Below are 17,016 nucleotides of genomic sequence, written 5' to 3'. Positions count from 1 at the left end.
AGATGGTGGTCCCGCTGCAACAGCGAAGAATTCGCAGAATTGTAATTTGGGGTAGCTGAAGCTGGCACTTGCTCTGCACCAAATCTTCAACATCCACCGTCTCCAAAAATGCATGCCTTCATCTCTTTAACCAATTCGTACACCGCTCCTATCCGCGTAGAGTCGTGGTGCGCGCAAACAAGGTAGGTCTCCTGGCTCGGGATCATAACGCCTTCCTTCGTCTTCCCCGGCTGTTTGCCGAGTGACATGCTGAAGTTCAGCTCTTCCTTACAGTGGCGGGACCGCTCGGGATTTGCACCCGATTCCCTGTTACCCCTTGTAGTTACAAGGGCACCTTGTCTTATCGCTAATTTATCCTGTACATTATAGTGGACTTCGCCGGGGGGTGTCTGTGATAAAAGTGGAGCGGCAAAGTTCTCCAGCACACCATCCGGTGGACCCTACGGGTTGTAAGAAATTCATTTAAGTAATATAATCATTAACTATATAACTTGAATCCGGAGGCGTACCCAGAAAATGAAACTTGATCTTACCGAAGATTCCCTGCCGGTGTACGAGGCGCTCTCAAGCGCTGTACGTCTGCGAATGCTGCAGCTGCTCGCTGTTCAGCCCATGAACGTAAAGGAATTGGCGGGAGCGGTCAAGCTGAGCAGTGCCATTATGACAATGCATGTGCGCAAGCTGGAAACGGCCGGACTGATCCGCACCCATATGGCCCCCGGACGAAGCGGACTGCAGAAGATTTGTTCTCTTGCCGCTGAAGGGGTGGAGATTATCTTCCCACTCCAGGCCAAAGCAGAGCGCAAGGGTCACAGGAAAGAAATACCGGTCGGACATTATTCCGACTTTGAGATAGAGCCCACCTGCGGGCTGGCCACTACCGAGCATATCATCGGCAGCTTCGACGATCCGCGTTATTTCTGGGATATGGAGCGGATGAATGCCGGAATTCTCTGGTTTGGCAAAGGGTATGTCGAATACAAAATACCCAACTTCCTGTTATCCAGCCAACAGCCGGAGGAGCTCATCATTACGATGGAGATAGCCTCCGAAGCACCGTCAACCAATAATAACTGGCCTTCGGATATTGCATTCACGCTGAATGGCCAGAAGCTAGGGTATTGGACTAGCCCAGGCGATTACGGAGACAGCCCGGGGAAATATACCCCTGCCTGGTGGCCCGCGTACACCAATCAATACGGCCTGCTCAAGCAGCTGCGCATTACTCCAAAAGGAACCTATATGGACGGCTTAAAACTCTCCGACATTACGCTGGAACAGGTAGCAATCCGCAACAAGCAGTGGACCTTCAGGCTCTCGGTGGAAGAGGATGCCGAACATATCGGCGGGCTCACCTTATTCGGCAAAGGCTTCGGCAATTACAACGAGGATTTGGTCGTAGAGCTGTTCTATACCGATGGATTCAATAGTGCTGACGCGGATAAAACGGATACAGCAGCAAGGACTGACAATGGGAATGGAACAGTTTCCTAATCAAGCGAAGCCTTCACTGTAAAGTCCGCACATATATTCTTCTCTTCTCACATAAACGCCCCCATCCCTCGCGGTATTGCATCCACGAGTGATGAGGGCGTTTAAAATTTCAGTATGCCTGGGAATCCATGGGCTTCTTTCCGGTATCACAGCCAATGGACGCTTCCTCTGTGACAAAGGTTCTCTAACGGCTTGGCGGAACGCTACTCCGTGACCGGACTCCACAAACCGCCGCCCGGCAACGGACAGCCACGCTCCTTCAACTTGGCCACGACCGGAATGATACAACCGCAGGCCGTGCATGTTACGCCATCCTGGAGCTTCGGGCAGGCTGAGCAAAGGGCAACCCGCTGCCTGTATACTTCATCTGGAGCAGTGTTGTCCGGGGTGAACATTGATGAAGCCAGAATCCGGGCAATCTGGGCATCCGTCACCTTGTACTCTTCCCGGCAGCCCTTGCAGGTCGATAAAGTACTCATATCGTATGCTCCTTAAGCCTTCGGGGTAATTTCCAGCACGGTCACCGACATCGGAGGCAGCTCAACGTTTAGCTTGTCGCCTTCCAGCTTAAAGCCGGTAAACGGCTGTGGCGTCACTGCCTCCGGCTGGCTAAATGTATTGTGGGCATCAATTGCTGTTCCGGCCAGCGTCGTTCCTGTAATTTCAACCTCTTCCCCGGCAAGCCCGCGCAGCTCCAGCGGAAGCGATGCTGCTGCAGCATGATTCAGGTTGCACAGGCTGACATGAATTACACCCTCCGCCGTAATGGAAGCTGAGGCCGAGACTTCCGGAATCTCGCGGCCTTCAAAGCTATAGGTGCCACTCTCCAGCGAAAGATCAAGCAGCTCCGCATCCTGATGCACCTTGTACATGTTGAATACGTGGTACGTAGGAGTCAGCAGCATTTTCTCGCCTTCCGTAAGAATTACAGCCTGCAGCACGTTGATCGTCTGGGCAATATTCGCCATACGAACGCGGCCGCTGTGCTTATGGAAAATGTCGAGGGTCACACCGGCAACCAGCGCATCACGGATGGTGTTCTGCTGATAGAGGAAGCCGGGATTGGTTCCAGGCTCAACATCATACCAGGTTCCCCATTCATCGACAATGAGGCCCACACGTTTCTCCGGATCATATTTGTCCATAATCACGCTATGACGGGTTACCAGCTCATCCATGCGTAGTGCCTTCTCCAGCGTAGAGAACCATTCGCCGGTTTCAAATCCGGTAGCTGCCCCCTTCTGTTCCCAGGCAGGACCCGGAATGGTGTAATAATGAAGTGTGATGGAATCCATATAGCGGGTGGCTTCACGCATCAGTACCTCCATCCAGTGATAATCATCGACGTTCGGACCGCAGGCAATGCGATGGATCTTATTGTCTCCATAATTGCGCACATAGGTCTGATACCGGCGGTACAGATCGGCATAATATTCAGGACGCATATTTCCGCCGCAGCCCCAGTTCTCATTGCCCACGCCAAAATATTTTACTGCCCACGGCTCCTGCCGGCCGTTCTCCTGACGCAGCTCCGCCATTGGCGAAACCCCGTTGAACGTCAAATACTCCACCCACTCCGACATTTCCTGGACCGTGCCACTGCCGACGTTGCCGTTGATATAAGGCTCACAATCCAGCATGGCGCATAACTCCATAAATTCATGGGTGCCAAAATGGTTGTTCTCCACCGTGCCGCCCCAATGCGTGTTGATCATCCGTTTGCGGCCTTCGCGCGGACCGATGCCGTCTTTCCAGTGATATTCATCGGCGAAGCAGCCGCCCGGCCAGCGGAGTACCGGAATCTTGATTTCTTTAAGCGCTTCCACAACATCGTTACGGATGCCGTTCGTGTTCGGGATCGGCGAATCCTCGCCTACCCAGATACCTTCATAAATACAACGTCCCAAATGCTCGGAGAAATGTCCATAAATATTCCGGTTGATTGTTCCCTTGCGGATATCCGCATTTAATACTGCACGCTGAGCCATTTTAATAATCCACCTCTCAATAATTAATATATATATTAATTACTTAATGATTATATTAATATTATAAACACTGCTAAACCTCTTCGTCAATCTTTATATATGGCATGCTCCACCCCATTCGCAAAAAAAGCACTCTGGAACCTATATAGATTCAAGAGTGCTTTTGCAAAAAAATATTCAACCTGTATCAGCGGCTGGCGAAGGTCAGCCCAGATCGCCAAGCTCGATCTGCACAATACCCCGCTCATCCTGCACACTGCCGATCAGATGCATCAGGCTGCCGAATTCCAGCTCTTGGAACTTGCGGGCTGCCGTCTCGCGCTGCAGCGCCCACAGGCATTCAGCCAGCGTGCAGACTACCGGAACATCACAGCGGATTTCTGCCAGCTCACGGGACAGGTGAAGCATATCAAGATCGGCCTCAATTTTGGCACGCACGCCTTTGGGAAGCAAGTGAAGATTTTCGATTACCCCTTCCACCGTACCGTATTCGGTCAGCAGCTTCAGCGCCGTTTTCTCGCCAATGCCTTTTACACCGGGGTAGTTATCGCTGGTATCGCCCATGAAGCCCTTCAGATCGATTACCTGGGCAGGGGTGAGGCCCTTTTCCTCCAGCAATTCCGCCGGATCGTAAACTTTATAGTTCGAGCGGCCTTTTTTCATAATGACGACTTTGACGGTATCGTTGACCAGTTGCAGCATATCATGATCGCCGGTGAGAATGTACACCTCGGATTCCCCGCTGTAGCATGAAGCAAGCGTGCCGATGCAATCATCCGCTTCATAGCCCACCAGTCCAATATTCGGTACGCCTAGTTCAGCCACGACTTCCTTGACCAGATCAAACTGTGGAATCAGCTCCAGCGGCGCATCTATCCGGTTCGATTTGTAGCCGTCATACTTCTCGGTGCGGAAAGTCCCTTTGCCCATATCCCAGCAGCAGACCACATGGGAAGGCTCAAATGTGCTGACCGCATCGAAAAAATACTGCAAAAATCCGTACACCGCATTGGTCGGCAGTCCGGCCTTCGTCTTGCGGATATATCCTCCATAAGAGGTCGCATAAAAGGCCCGGAACAGCAGAGCCATTCCATCGACGATCATTACCCGGCCCGTTGTTACTGAACTCATGTGTAACCTCTCCTTATATTCCATCTTATTAGGCGTTGCTCCAGGCTTCGCCGTATTGCTCTTCTTTATAGCCTACAGTGACTTTCTTGCCGTCAGTGACTACCGGGCGTTTGATCAGCATCCCGTTGCTGGACAGCAGTTCAAGCTGCTCTTCTTCACTAAGGCTGGACAGCTTGTCCTTCAAGCCCAGTGCTTTGTACACCTCACCGCTCGTATTAAAAAACTTCTTCAACGGAAGCCCGCTGTTCGCGACCAACAAACGCAGCTCTGCCACAGTGGGCGGCTGCTCGGCGATATGCTGAAGCTCCAGCTCATGCCCCTGCTCCTTCAGCCATTTGACAGCGCTGCGGCAGGTTCCGCATTTTGGATATTGATATACTTTCAGTTGACTCATAGCAGCTCCTTTGGCAGTTCCCTTTTAAAATTTATAGTGAATTCAATTGCAGCCCAACTGCAGCTAAGGAGATGACCCGTGGGGCTGTCATGTATCATTCACAGATAGAATTGTAATTCCGGCCTATCTTTTCGTTTTACAGTGCATTAGATCAGTAATACGGGCGTTACTAGAGGGAAATATGCCCGCTAGTTCCAGCCGAACCATCAATTATAAAAGGATAGCGGGAATTACTCCCTCTATAATTGTAGAAATCACGCTATAACACACTATCGATAAAATTACAGGTAGTAAATCCCGCTATTCACTCCGCTACTTCCAAAAGCGATAATTACAGGGACCTTTTCCCATTAATCACGAGGTCCAGGTGTTGCGGCGGCATATGCTTGTGCAGGTGCAGTGCAGGTGCAGTACCGCTACTCCCCAGCCGTCTCCTTTTCCAGCTTCTGCTCAAGCAGCGCCATATCCGGCGGCAGCGGCGCTTCGAAGACCAGCTCCGCAAGCCCGACCGGGTGCTTGAACGACAACCGCACCGCATGCAGCGCCTGCCGCGGAATTGAGGCATCCAGCTCCGCAATGCCCGCAAGCCATGCCGCTTCCTCCGAAGTCAGCTCCTCCTTGCCATACAGCAGGTGGCGGTACATGCCGTCACCGATCAGCGGGCAGCCGATGGAGCTCATATGCACCCGGATCTGATGGGTGCGGCCGCTTTCCAGCTTCAGCTCCACCCTCGCCGCACGGCCCGGGTAGGCTGCCTTGACCTCATACCGGGTCAGGGAAGGATAGCCGTCCGGCGTCACGATGCGCCGGTGCGGTTCTGCCGGGTCACGGTCAATGGGACCGTCGATATCACCGCGCAGCACCGCAGGAATTCCGTGAACAAAGGCCGCATATCGTTTGTCCACGGTTCCGGCAATCATCTGCTCGGAAATATGCTGGTGACTATAAGGATTTTTCGCGATTACCAGTACGCCCGACGTCTCCTGGTCCAGCCGGTGAACCGGGCGGAAACGGTACTGTTCTCCCTTTTGCGCCCAATAATGGACGACTCCATTTGCCAGTGTGTCCGTATAATGGCCATGGGTCGGATGGACAATGATTCCGGCTGCCTTGTTCACGACCAGCAGATGCCCGTCCTCATACAGGATATCAAACGGAATATCCTGCGGCAAAATATCCTCCGACGTTTCCTGCTCCATCCGGATGTCCACGGTGTCTCCGGCGCTGACCCGGACGCTGATATAGACTCGCTCGCCGTTCAGCATAATCCCCTGCTCTGTCATCTTCAGGCGGGAGAGCAGCTTGCGGGACACATCCATCCGCTTCTGCAGGATGGTCTTCAGCAGCCAGCCGTCCTCGGACGGCGGCACAATATAGGAGATCGGTGAATAATAGCTTGTCATATTATTTGCGGAACACCTTTTTGCTGCGCACATACTCTACATCAGCAATCTCCAGCCGTGTATTCGCTGTGCGGGCCAACGCAAAGAAATAGTCCGAAAGACGGTTCAAATAAATCACAGCTTCCGGATTAATATCTGCGCTGCGGCCCAGCGTAACCGCCCGCCGCTCTGCACGGCGGCAGACGGTGCGGCAGACATGCAGCACTGAGGACAGCTGGCTGCCGCCTGGCAGAATGAAGCGCTCCAGCACCGGATTCTCCGCCTGCAATTCGTCGATCCAGCCCTCCAGGCGAACCGCCATCTCGCTCTTGACCTTATATTTGCTCTCGCTGATTTTCACAAAAGCCAGATCCGAACCGCAATCGAACAGCTCATGCTGGATCTCCAGCAGTTGTTCCCGGACATCGGCGAACCTCTCGTCCTCCATCAGACTGCGGGCCTGACCCACAAAGCAGTTCAGCTCATCAATCGTTCCGTAAGCCTCGACGCGGACATCATCCTTGCCTACCCGTCCGCCGATGACCGATGTTTCTCCCTTATCCCCCGTACGCGTATAAATCGCCATCTCTTTTCTGCCCCCTTCACTCTCAACATCACATATTCATAGTTTAATCGGTAGGATGTAAGGTTGGCAAATGAAGATCAGTATTTCTGCCATGTTAATAACTGCCTGAGTCCGGGCAATCCATGGCAAGTTCAGTCAAATTACGGTTTTCGCGTTTTTGTATAACCTCTTCAATCACACCTGCGCCTTCTGTTCCTGCAGGAAGCTGATAACCTCCCTGTTGATGATCTCCGGCTGCTCATGATTAACCCCATGCCCTGCATCCTCGATCACTTTATAGCGGAAATCCCCATCCTTCAAAATCTCCAGGAAATCCTTCTTGTGGCCCAGCTTGTAATCCCCCACCAGAAAGTAAAGCTTGTCTCTGATCGCAACCGCCTTCTCTTTATCATAAGGCTGAAGCTGATGAACAAACATGGCCTGCTGATTATGGTTCTTCATTAACAGCACCAGATGCTCGGCCACTTCAGGATGCTTGTCAAAAAGTCCGGAGTTTGGCGAGCTTAGCTTTCGGGTGACCTTAAGCAGGTTATTGCGGGTCGGAACAAGAATTTCCGGGAACATCATCATCAGCGTCTGGATCATCGCCTTCATCGGAGCAGTAATCATCCCGCCTTCCATGCACACCACCCCGAATACTCTTTCAGGCAGGCAGGTCGCATAATTAAAAGCCATGTAGGCACCATTCGATACACCCGCCAGATGGAATTCCCCGATCCCCAGCCCATCCGCTACGGCAGTAATCCAATCCACCTGTGAGAACATCCGCTTGCTGAAATTGGCGTTAGGAATACTTTTGCCGGGTCCGCCTATCGTATCTACCGCGATGCAATAGAAATGCCGGGATAATTCCTGCATATTGAGCATCCACATCACTGCAGAATTATCACCCACCCCGTGAAGCAGCAGTAAGGGCGGATTGCCTTCATTTCCTGCCGTTATACAATGCGTTGATCCGTATTCCGTTTCAATATCCAGCTCGCGGAATTCCGTCGCCCAGCGGCCCAGCAGCTCATTATAGGAATGCAGCACCCTCTCCTTGCCTGCTTCACGTTTAAATACCTTGACCATGCCTGTTCTCTCCCTTAGGTTCAATGTCCGCTTCTGTTAGCTTCTCTTCAAAAAGCGCAGCACCAGCTCTGTAGTAGGAAAAGACGTCTGCTCCGTGGCCTGAGCTCTTGCGATTCCCAGCCCCTGGATGAATGAAAAATAAGCAATCGCCAGCTCCAGCGGATCGCCTTCCACAATCTCCAGGTCCTGCTGGCCTTCCATAATAAGCGGAATCAGATGCTCAAAAGGCTCTCTTATCTTGTCCCTCGAGATCCGCTTCGCTTCTTCCGGGATAGCTTCGGAGGTTGCTGTCTGCAAAAGAATCAGCCGCCAATGCTGCATCGCAAGACTGCCCGGGGACAGAAACGCCTCGGTCAGCCAACTGATTCTCTCCATAGCCGTCCCTTCCAGCTCCGCTGCATATAGCACGGATCGTCCTGCCCCTTCCGACGCCAGTTCGACAATCTTGGTGAAGATCTCCTCCTTCGATTTGAAATACATATATACATACCCCTGGCTGAATCCTGCACTGGCCGCAATATCCTTGATTTTGGTCCCGGCAAATCCTTTCCTCGAAAAAACCTCGAGCGCGTGAGTTATAATTTGGCGCGTTGCCTGATCTGGAGCGAGTTGCTCAAAGCCGTCGATAAATCTCTGCTCCAGCATTTTGCTTTGAATGCTCATAGACACCTCCATGAAATGAATGATCGTTCATTCATAACCCATTATAAGGAATTTACTAGTAATAGGATACATCTATTTTCGGCACACAAAAAGAGGGCCCTAAGGCCCCCCATCTCCAAATGGATGTATGTGCAGTCAATCCCTGCGCATACGTCCTCTCATATATTCATTAATCTTCAGGTCCAGCAAACTGCTGATTTCAATCACAATATCCGAGGTGAACGATTTTTCCTGCATAAATAGCTGCTCCATTCTGCTGCGAAGTGCCTGAATTTCATCTTCCAGAGAGAGTTTGCGAGTTGAAGCATCCGCCTTGCAGGACCGTTTTCCGTTTCCCGGATAACATTCCCCGCTATAGGAAGGCAAGTAACAATCGGCACAGAGCACAATCATCCCTCCTAAACTTCATCTCACTGCCTTATTCAGTCCGTTCACGTTCCAGCTGTAAGACGAATTCACCTATCCGCTCTATCGCCTCGTTCAGCTGGGATACCGATGTGGCATAGGAACAACGCAGATAACCTTCACCGCCTAAGCCGAATACACTGCCAGGAACAGCAGCTACCTTGTACTCCAGCAAGAGACGTTGGGCAAATTGATCCGAGGTCAGTCCGGTGCGGCGTATGCTTGGAAAAGCGTAGAACGCGCCTTGCGGCTCATGGCAGTCCAATCCCGCATCGCGCAGGCCTTTGACGATCAGGCGCCGCCGCTGGTTGTAGGAATCCGTCATCCGGTCTTTCTCTTCCATACCGTTGGTCAAAGCCTCCAGCGCAGCTACCTGCCCCATGGAAGGGGCGCACATTACGGTATACTGATGAATCTTCAGCATGGCCGAGATCAAATCGGGGTGGCCGCAGGCATAACCCATCCGCCATCCGGTCATCGCAAACGCTTTGGAGAAGCCGCTGACCAGAATGGTCCGGTCGATCATCCCCGGCAGTGATGGGAAGCTCACATGATTGCTTCCATAGGTCAATTCGGCATAAATTTCATCTGAAATCACAATGAGATCATGTTTCTCGACGACTTTGGCAATCGGTTCCCAGTCTTCCCGGCTCATGATCGCCCCCGTCGGATTGCTCGGGTAACAGAGGATCAATATTTTCGAGCGCGGTGTAATTTTGGCTTCAAGCGCCTCTGCCGTAAGTTTGAAGTTATTTTCTCCAAAGGTCTCGATCCCGACCGGAATGCCGCCTCCAATTGCAGTGATCGGCGAATACGAAATATAGCAGGGTTCAGGAATAAGAATTTCATCTCCCGGTGCGATCAATGCGCGGAGTGCCAAATCAATGGCTTCACTTCCGCCTACCGTGGCGATAATCTGATTAGCGGGATTATACTCAACAGCGAAACGAGATTGAAGATAATTGGCAATGCCTTCGCGCAGCTCCGGCATCCCTGCATTGGAGGTATATCCGGTAAAACCTCTCTCAAGCGAATAGACACAGGCTTCGCGGACATGCCATGGGGTCTTGAAGTCCGGCTCCCCGACCCCGAGGGAAATGATATCCTTGCTGCCTGCCGCCATGTCAAAAAACTTGCGGATGCCTGAGGGCTGGATTTGCTGAACCAGCGGTGCCAAATATGAATTCATTGATTTACCTGTATCTCCGGTTGGTTTGGATTCATTGGTGATCATATCATTACTTCCTTTACGGAGATATCATCAGACGCTTGTCCTCTTCATGCTCTTCAAAGATGATACCGTCCTGTTTGTATTTTTTGAGAGTAAAGTTGGTTTTAGTAGAGAGCACCGAATCAATCGGAGACAGCTTCTCGGAGACAAAATTGGCGACTTCGCGCAGGTTGCGTCCTTCCACTTCCACTAATAGATCGTAGGCGCCGGACATCAAATAGACCGATTTGACCTGCGGGTACAGATAGATCCGTTCGGCAATGCCTTCAAATCCGCGGCCCCGTTCAGGCGTGATCTGCACCTCGATCAGTGCGGTCACCCGTTCGTCATCCACTTTATCCCAATTCACGACAGTAGCATATTTTACAATGACATGATCTTTCTCCATTTGCTCAATAACCGTCTTAACATCATCTTCTTCCGCTCCGAGCAACGTCGCCATCAGCGCCGTAGAGCTTCGGGCGTCCTCCTTGAGCAGTTCCAGCACTTTCCGCTTCAATTCATTCATTTCCTTCATGCCTTCCCTCCGGATAGTTCGCACCGGCAACTGCGTAAAGATCACGCTTCGTCCTGCGAAAAGAGTTTAATACTAATATGACACGAAAATGACAGTTCTGCAAACAAAATAACCCGCGGGAAAGACGGGGCAGTACTCGAAATAAAGGCCGCCAACAGAAAAAACCGTCCACCCCTCCGGAGGAAATCCGGCGGATAGCGGACGGCTTTAGCTGCAGAGGTTTTTACGCACGAACAGGTCTGGCCCTTCGTTGCTTCACCCCCCGGCAGGAAGGTTACATATAGTAGGAGCTCTGTACGTTCGGCTGGTGCTGGGGAACATTTCCATAATGTACGTTTGTTCCGGCTGCACCTGTTTTTTGCTGCACGAACTGCTGGCATTTCTGCTGGGTCTGGTGAGCGGTCTGAATCTGCTTGTCAATATCTTGGCGCAGTGCCTTGCCTGGCGTAGTGTACATGTTCATTTGGGACATCTTAGTGTACAGTTCCCCCTGCAGGCGTAAAGTATCCAAGGTCAGGTCGTTGAACGCCCGGCGTACCGTCGGACAATTCGACTCCGTAGCAGCGGTCGTATATTCGCGTACCGTCCGTTTCAAATCTGCAAGCACTGTGTTGAGTAAATCCTCATCTGACATAAATGCCGATCCGTTTTGTGCGTACACAATATTACCCCCTCAATAGTTTAGTGTTGAAATTGCTTTCCATACCAACACCCGGCCGCTTTATTGCGGCTGTGTCGGTGCGTATTGCTGATGCTGCTCCAACAGCTGTACAAGTGTATTCATATGACCAGTATGGCTTTGGATTTGTTGAACGCAGATTTGGTGCACCGTGGCGTTCTGAGTCGTTCCGGCGGTTGCAGCCAGCTGCTTGATCAACAGATCCTCATTAGAGATGGAGTCAGCGATGTATTCCACTTCTTTACCGCTAAGCGCCTGCATTTGGTTCGATTGCATAGTGTGTATTTCCCTCCTTCTAAATGGTTCAAGCAGTCGTTATTATGCCGCGTACCCAGGCACATTATGTGTGCATGGATGTTATGCGTGCTCCCGGATGAATGCCGGTTAAACCCGTGCATAAGAGCGGGTAAAGCCGGCGAAACTACCCTATCGGTATCTCATAAAGGAGAGATCAACAAATGAAACTAAACAGCGGGCAGCTGCCTTGGGGCAGCTCTTTTCCAAATCCTCCATCATATCCTGCGCTTGAAGGGGATATTACATGCGATTGCCTGATTGTTGGCGGAGGCATGGGCGGAGCCATGTCCTCCTACCGCTTATCTTTAAGCGGAGCAGATATAGTTCTCATTGATAAAAGAGCAATTGGAGGCGGAAGCTCCCATGCCAATACCGGCCTGCTGCAGATAGCCAATGACAAATCGCTGACTGCGTGCATGAATACGTTTGGGGAAGCAAACGGTGTGCTGTTCTATAAGCTATGCCAGCAGGCTACACAGAGAATTCTGGAGCTGTCTGACAATTTAAACATTGATCCGCACATTATTCCCCGCAGCAGCCTGCTGTATGCAAGCACACCGGAGGATGTACCAGCTCTGGAGCTGGAGCATGAGAATCTGGTATCGCACGGCTTTGATTCGGAATTCTGGGAGCAGGACAAGGTCAGCTCACATTACGCCTTCTCCAAACCAGCCGCGCTGTATTCCAAGGGCGATGCGGAGACTAATCCTTTCCGTACTGTTCACAGCCTGATTGACAAGGCCCGTGACAACGGAGTCCGCGTCTATGAGCATACCCGGGCAAGGCATTATGAATACAGCACCGAGGGTGTAACCTGCATTACCGGGAACGGACGGATCTTCGCCAAGAAGGTGATTTTTGCCTTGGGCTACGAAACCCAGGAGATGAAAAAAGACCGTGGCGCTAAGCTCATTAATACCTACGCCATTATGACAAAACCGCTTAAACATTTGCCTAAGTGGTATGAGCGGAGCCTGATCTGGGAAACTGCCCGCCCGTACCTCTATTTCCGTACTACGCCGGATAACCGCATTATTGCGGGAGGCAAAGATGAGCCGTTGACCGATCCGGAGCGCCGGGATATCCGCGTGCTCTCCCAGGGCCAGCGGCTGCTTGAAGAGCTGGAAGCCCTTTTCCCGGAAATCCGGGGGATTGAAACAGAATATTCATGGGGAGGCGTCTTCGGCTCTACCCGGGACGGACTGCCCTATATAGGCCCTCATCCAGAATTTCCGCATTGCTATTTCATTGAAGGCTATGGCGGAAACGGCACGGTCTACAGCATGATCGCTGCCGAGCTTATGGCCGACACCCTTGCCGGCAATTACCGGCAGGAACTTGAGCTGTTCTCGCTGACCCGGACAACGAAGCCGTCTCCTTCTCCCGCCGTACAGGCATAAAAGCAGCAAAAAGCTTGGACTCTGTTGAGCCCAAGCTTTTGTTTTGCCTAGTAGAAGAGGTATTGATTACTTATTGTGCTTTTACAAATTCAGCAGATTTAATACCTGCTTGACGGCCGAAAATAATGATTTCCGCTACAGAGTTGCCGCCAATCCGGTTTTGTCCGTGCAGTCCGCCCACAACTTCCCCAGCCGCAAATAGTCCTGTAATAGGTTTGCCGTCTTTATTCAGCACTTCTGTGTTCGTGTTAATTTTTACGCCGCCCATCGTGTAATGAATCCCGGGGCCGATTTTAATTGCATAGTATGGCGAACCGGACAAGTCATTGTCCATTCCTGTAGTTCTGCCAAATTCAGCATCCTTTTTATTCTTCACTGAGCTGTTCCAGGTATCCAGTGTCTTTTGCAGCTGATCTGCCGGGACATTCATTTCTTTGGCCAATGCCTCGATAGAATCTCCTTGGATCACAAAGCCCATCTTTTCGTACTGTTCAATCGCTTTAACACGGGTCTTTACGCCGGAATCAAATACAAGGAAAGCTGATTTCTCAGGAAGTGTATTGATTGCAGCTGTGACTTTGTCCCGGGTGTCCAGTTCATTGGTGAACCGTCTGCCTTCACTTGAGACAAGCAGAGCGCCTTCACCGCGGACAGCTTCCCCAATGAGATAGGATTTCTCCTGCTGCACCGTCGGGTGAACCTGAATTTGATCCATATCGACTGTAGTGCCGCCGAGCTTCTCAATCATCTGGATGCCGTCACCGGTGCTGCCGATCTGGTTTGTAGTCACATATCCTTCCAAGTCAGGTCTCACTTTAGAAATCATATCCATATTTGCGCCGAAACCGCCGGTCGTCACAATTACAGCAGCTGCTGTAATTGTTTTTTCATCCTTTTGGTTAAAGAGGACTTTAACGCCGTTTGCCTTGCCGTCTTTTTCAGTTATCTCCTTGACATCCGCGTTCACAAAAAGCGGGATGCCTTTTTCTTGTACGTTTTTCACCAAACCTTTGACAAGGTATTGTCCAACCGCTGAACCATCTTCAGGACGGTGTGTACGTTTTTCCTTCATCCCGCCAGTAATCGTGATGTTGTTCAAGCGAATTCCGATGGAATCCAACCAATCAATAGCGCTTGCTGAATTGTCAACGAAGAAACGGAGCATTTCTTTATCGTTGGTATCATGACCGCCTTTTAATGTCTCTTCATAAAATAAATCATTGCTGTCTTCAATGCCCTGCTCTTTTTGGAATTTCGTTTGCGAAGCGTTCATTCCGGAAGATGACTTTGTTGTATTCCCGCCGGCAACCGGCATTTTTTCCAAAATAACCGGATTCATGCCCTTTTCTTTTGCCTCAAGTGCAGCAGACATTCCAGCCCCGCCTGCACCGACAATGATAATATCATATTTATCTTTTAATTGATCGAACGGTGTATAGCTTGCTTCGGATGCCCCCGAAACGGCTTCAGTTTCTTTTGGCGCGTTTGTCGCGCTGTTCTTGCTCTTGTTCTCATTTGCTTTGCTGCTGGTATTGTTGTTGCTGTTTCCGTTACCGCATCCAGCGATAACAAGCATGACGGAGAGAATGAGAAGAAGAGCAGCTGCTGTTTTCTTTTTCATGTGTAATCTTTGCCCCCTTGTGCATATTTTCACAATAATCATAGCGGCAAAGATGCTGTTCTTGGAAGCTTACGTAATTAAAAAAAACATTTAGTAACTAAAGTAACTGGATTTTGCTGCTGGGGCAGCGGAACGCTTACGGAAGATGGAATATGCAGTCCTTCGCACATGCAAAAAACGCTCGAGGGCTGTCCCGCTATCATAGATAGCGAAACAGCCCTGAGCGTAATATCTGCGTTCGTTTAATTCATCATACCGGCAGCAATGCGGATGACCTCATCCTTGGTCAACTCAGATTTCTCCTGGCGAACCGACACATTATAGACGATCTGCGCTTCGGGGTCAGACCAGACCAGATTATACGTATACCCCATGTCGATCTCCTTGTTGCTGGAGTTTTCGAGATAAATGAGCTGCTTGCTGCCAATCTCAATATTCTCCACCTTTGTCGTTTTGGTCCACGACAGCGGATATGCCGGTTTAGCTTTGTCATCAACACGTGAGGCACTGATTCTCACCTGAACCTTCCCCTTCTTGTACACCAGTGAAGAAGAAAGATAGGCAATGTTCTCCGCCTTCTCCACTCTCCAGGTCAGCCGGAAGTTGTCTCCCAGGTCTCTCACGCTTCCGCCTTCAAGCTGCTTCTCATCTGGAACTTTTATGAAAGAAGGCCTGATGGCCGCCTCGTCCAAGGCATACCCTTCCGGCATATACCCCGGCTGCTTCACTATCGGAGCGTTGTGCTTCTCTACACTGGCCTCATAGGCTGCATAGTCCTTGAACGTGATCGGCGGACGGTACATGTTAAGACTACGATCTTCTTTCCGGTCTTCACGTGTGATAACATAGGTAGCATACTCTCCAGGAAGCAGCAGCTTCTCCAGGGTGTTGAAGCCCTTTGAATATTTCATGCTGTAGAGTTTATTCTCTTTGTAGCTTTCATCCTCTGTACTCAGCTGTACCCCGGGAGGAAAGGGAATCAAGGGTTCTATCGCCTTCTCTATCATACCACCTGATGTCGTCGCCGGAAGCGGCTTATACGGCAGCACCTTATACTGAGCTCCAGCCCCCTGCCGGACTTCACCGGAATACTGGGTATAGCCGCCGCCCAGCAAGACCAATACAAGGAGTGCCGCCACCCAGCCCTGCACCGGAATCCGCAGGAATCTCCTCCGGCCCCGCCCAGCCGCGCCTTCTGTCTCCAGCCTGCGCATCACGTTAGGACCCCCTTCGTTTGGCGGAAGTGTCTGAAGCGCTGTCTTCTCTTCTGCAGCAGGTAAGGTCCCGCCAAGCCCGAGCGCTTTCATTACCGGTCCATGAACATCAACGGGGATCAAATTGGCCGAACGGTCTCCATCCTTCAGAAACTGCTCCTCCGAAGTCAATTCACTCTTGCCCATAATTGTTTCTCCTTTCTCTCAATCGCTTTTTTAAGTTTGCCTCTGGTCCGTTCATATCTTTTGCGTGCGGTAGCCGTACTGACGCCCAGAATTTCGCCGATTTCCGCAAACGATTTATCTTCATATATTCGCAGAATCAACAAGTTCCGGTCTTCCACATCAAGCTTCCCCAGAGCGGCCGAGACCGGCTCGCTGAACAGGCGGTTCTCAACCATTTGTTCGGCGCTGTTCACCGCAACGTCCTGCCGGAGCAGCTTGCGCAGCTGAAGCTGAAATTTCTGCCGCCGCAACTGATTCAGACAATGGTGGTAAGCGATCTTGTAGAGCCACGATACGAAATCCGCCTGCGGCTTGTATTGCCCGATATTCTGATAAGCCTTAATCAGGACATCCTGCACCGCATCCTCCGCCTCTTCCCTGCTGTTCAGCAGCCGGAAGCAGTAGAGGTATATCCGCTGCTGGTACAGCCTGATCACATCTGAGAACAGTCGGGCCTCACCGGCCTGTACTCTTGTAATCTTCTCTTCTATAGAATCCACGTTGATCTCCTTTCTTCTATTTGTGCTGTTACTATAGATATAACACTTGAGCAGCCTTAAGCGTGACATTTAATTATGCCGGTCTCCACAGCAAAAGAGACCAACAGATAAATCCTGTTAATCTCCTTGGTGTAGAGCCTGCTTCCGAAACCGACTGCTCTACTCTAACTCGACGGTCTGGTTGAGGTTAAGCTCTCCGGTATCCTGGTTGGTGACCG

General features: G+C 51.0%; 18 protein-coding genes and 1 riboswitch. Of the genes, 2 read left to right on the top strand and 16 right to left on the bottom strand.

Going from position 1 to position 17,016, the window contains the following annotated elements:
- Positions 1-164 precede the first annotated feature (164 nt).
- Positions 165-353, bottom strand: a riboswitch (cobalamin riboswitch).
- Positions 354-516: 163 nt separating this feature from the next.
- A complete protein-coding gene (locus NST99_RS09200) occupies positions 517-1,494 on the top strand; it encodes an ArsR/SmtB family transcription factor (RefSeq protein WP_341091214.1) in 978 nt (325 codons plus the stop codon).
- Positions 1,495-1,697: 203 nt separating this feature from the next.
- Here the strand turns inward: NST99_RS09200 and NST99_RS09195 are convergent, their stop codons facing one another.
- The 13 genes from NST99_RS09195 to NST99_RS09135 all read right to left on the bottom strand — a co-directional run bounded on the left by NST99_RS09195 (position 1,698) and on the right by NST99_RS09135 (position 11,817).
- Positions 1,698-1,973, bottom strand: a complete 276-nt coding sequence (locus tag NST99_RS09195; protein WP_341091212.1) for a DUF6171 family protein — start codon at positions 1,971-1,973, stop codon at positions 1,698-1,700.
- Positions 1,974-1,985: 12 nt separating this feature from the next.
- The gene (locus NST99_RS09190) at positions 1,986-3,482 is read right to left on the bottom strand and encodes an alpha-N-arabinofuranosidase (protein WP_341091211.1); all 1,497 of its coding nucleotides are present in this window, start codon (positions 3,480-3,482) and stop codon (positions 1,986-1,988) included.
- A 204-nt stretch (positions 3,483-3,686) separates the two neighbouring features.
- Positions 3,687-4,613, bottom strand: a complete 927-nt coding sequence (locus NST99_RS09185) for a 5'-3' exonuclease (RefSeq protein ID WP_341091209.1) — start codon at positions 4,611-4,613, stop codon at positions 3,687-3,689.
- 28 nt (positions 4,614-4,641) lie between these two features.
- Entirely contained in the window at positions 4,642-5,007 is a 366-nt protein-coding gene (locus NST99_RS09180) for a Spx/MgsR family RNA polymerase-binding regulatory protein (protein ID WP_341091207.1), read from the bottom strand.
- A gap of 416 nt (positions 5,008-5,423) precedes the next feature.
- Positions 5,424-6,410: an RluA family pseudouridine synthase gene (locus NST99_RS09175; protein ID WP_341091205.1), complete on the bottom strand. Its 987-nt coding sequence runs from the start codon at positions 6,408-6,410 to the stop codon at positions 5,424-5,426.
- Position 6,411: 1 nt separating this feature from the next.
- Positions 6,412-6,975 carry a cob(I)yrinic acid a,c-diamide adenosyltransferase gene (locus NST99_RS09170; protein ID WP_038588302.1) on the bottom strand — a complete coding sequence of 188 codons (564 nt, stop codon included), beginning with the start codon at positions 6,973-6,975 and terminating at the stop codon, positions 6,412-6,414.
- Between the two features lie 174 nt (positions 6,976-7,149).
- Entirely contained in the window at positions 7,150-8,046 is an 897-nt protein-coding gene (locus NST99_RS09165; RefSeq protein ID WP_341091203.1) for an alpha/beta fold hydrolase, read from the bottom strand.
- A 36-nt stretch (positions 8,047-8,082) separates the two neighbouring features.
- Positions 8,083-8,709: a TetR/AcrR family transcriptional regulator gene (locus NST99_RS09160; protein ID WP_341091201.1), complete on the bottom strand. Its 627-nt coding sequence runs from the start codon at positions 8,707-8,709 to the stop codon at positions 8,083-8,085.
- Positions 8,710-8,844: 135 nt separating this feature from the next.
- Complete coding sequence (locus tag NST99_RS09155; RefSeq protein ID WP_341091199.1) at positions 8,845-9,096, bottom strand: aspartyl-phosphate phosphatase Spo0E family protein; 252 nt, start codon at positions 9,094-9,096, stop codon at positions 8,845-8,847.
- Between the two features lie 31 nt (positions 9,097-9,127).
- Positions 9,128-10,348 (bottom strand): aminotransferase class I/II-fold pyridoxal phosphate-dependent enzyme, encoded by a 1,221-nt coding sequence (locus NST99_RS09150; protein ID WP_341091198.1) that lies wholly within the window; start codon positions 10,346-10,348, stop codon positions 9,128-9,130.
- Between the two features lie 13 nt (positions 10,349-10,361).
- Positions 10,362-10,862, bottom strand: coding sequence for an Lrp/AsnC family transcriptional regulator (locus tag NST99_RS09145; protein WP_038588292.1), 501 nt, complete (start codon positions 10,860-10,862; stop codon positions 10,362-10,364).
- Between the two features lie 274 nt (positions 10,863-11,136).
- Complete coding sequence (locus NST99_RS09140; RefSeq protein WP_341091197.1) at positions 11,137-11,523, bottom strand: spore coat protein; 387 nt, start codon at positions 11,521-11,523, stop codon at positions 11,137-11,139.
- A 60-nt stretch (positions 11,524-11,583) separates the two neighbouring features.
- Positions 11,584-11,817, bottom strand: a complete 234-nt coding sequence (locus NST99_RS09135) for a hypothetical protein (RefSeq protein WP_076111483.1) — start codon at positions 11,815-11,817, stop codon at positions 11,584-11,586.
- Between the two features lie 182 nt (positions 11,818-11,999).
- On the opposite strand from NST99_RS09135, the gene NST99_RS09130 reads away from it, so the two are divergent.
- Positions 12,000-13,238, top strand: a complete 1,239-nt coding sequence (locus NST99_RS09130; protein WP_341091196.1) for an NAD(P)/FAD-dependent oxidoreductase — start codon at positions 12,000-12,002, stop codon at positions 13,236-13,238.
- 70 nt (positions 13,239-13,308) lie between these two features.
- Here NST99_RS09130 and NST99_RS09125 read toward each other — a convergent pair whose 3' ends face one another.
- From NST99_RS09125 to NST99_RS09115, 3 genes are all read right to left on the bottom strand, one after another.
- The gene (locus NST99_RS09125) at positions 13,309-14,859 is read right to left on the bottom strand and encodes a flavocytochrome c (RefSeq protein WP_341091195.1); all 1,551 of its coding nucleotides are present in this window, start codon (positions 14,857-14,859) and stop codon (positions 13,309-13,311) included.
- Positions 14,860-15,101: 242 nt separating this feature from the next.
- Positions 15,102-16,259: a DUF4367 domain-containing protein gene (locus NST99_RS09120; RefSeq protein ID WP_341091193.1), complete on the bottom strand. Its 1,158-nt coding sequence runs from the start codon at positions 16,257-16,259 to the stop codon at positions 15,102-15,104.
- Positions 16,241-16,798, bottom strand: a complete 558-nt coding sequence (locus tag NST99_RS09115) for an RNA polymerase sigma factor (RefSeq protein WP_341091192.1) — start codon at positions 16,796-16,798, stop codon at positions 16,241-16,243. Before NST99_RS09115 ends, NST99_RS09120 begins: the two co-directional genes overlap by 19 nt.
- Positions 16,799-17,016: the final 218 nt, after the last annotated feature.

Origin of the sequence: Paenibacillus sp. FSL L8-0470 (genome assembly GCF_038008625.1) — a bacterium.
Lineage (GTDB): Bacteria > Bacillota > Bacilli > Paenibacillales > Paenibacillaceae > Paenibacillus_AQ.
The sequence above is the reverse complement of the archived record's forward strand: the minus strand, read 5'-3'. Positions and strand labels throughout refer to the sequence as shown.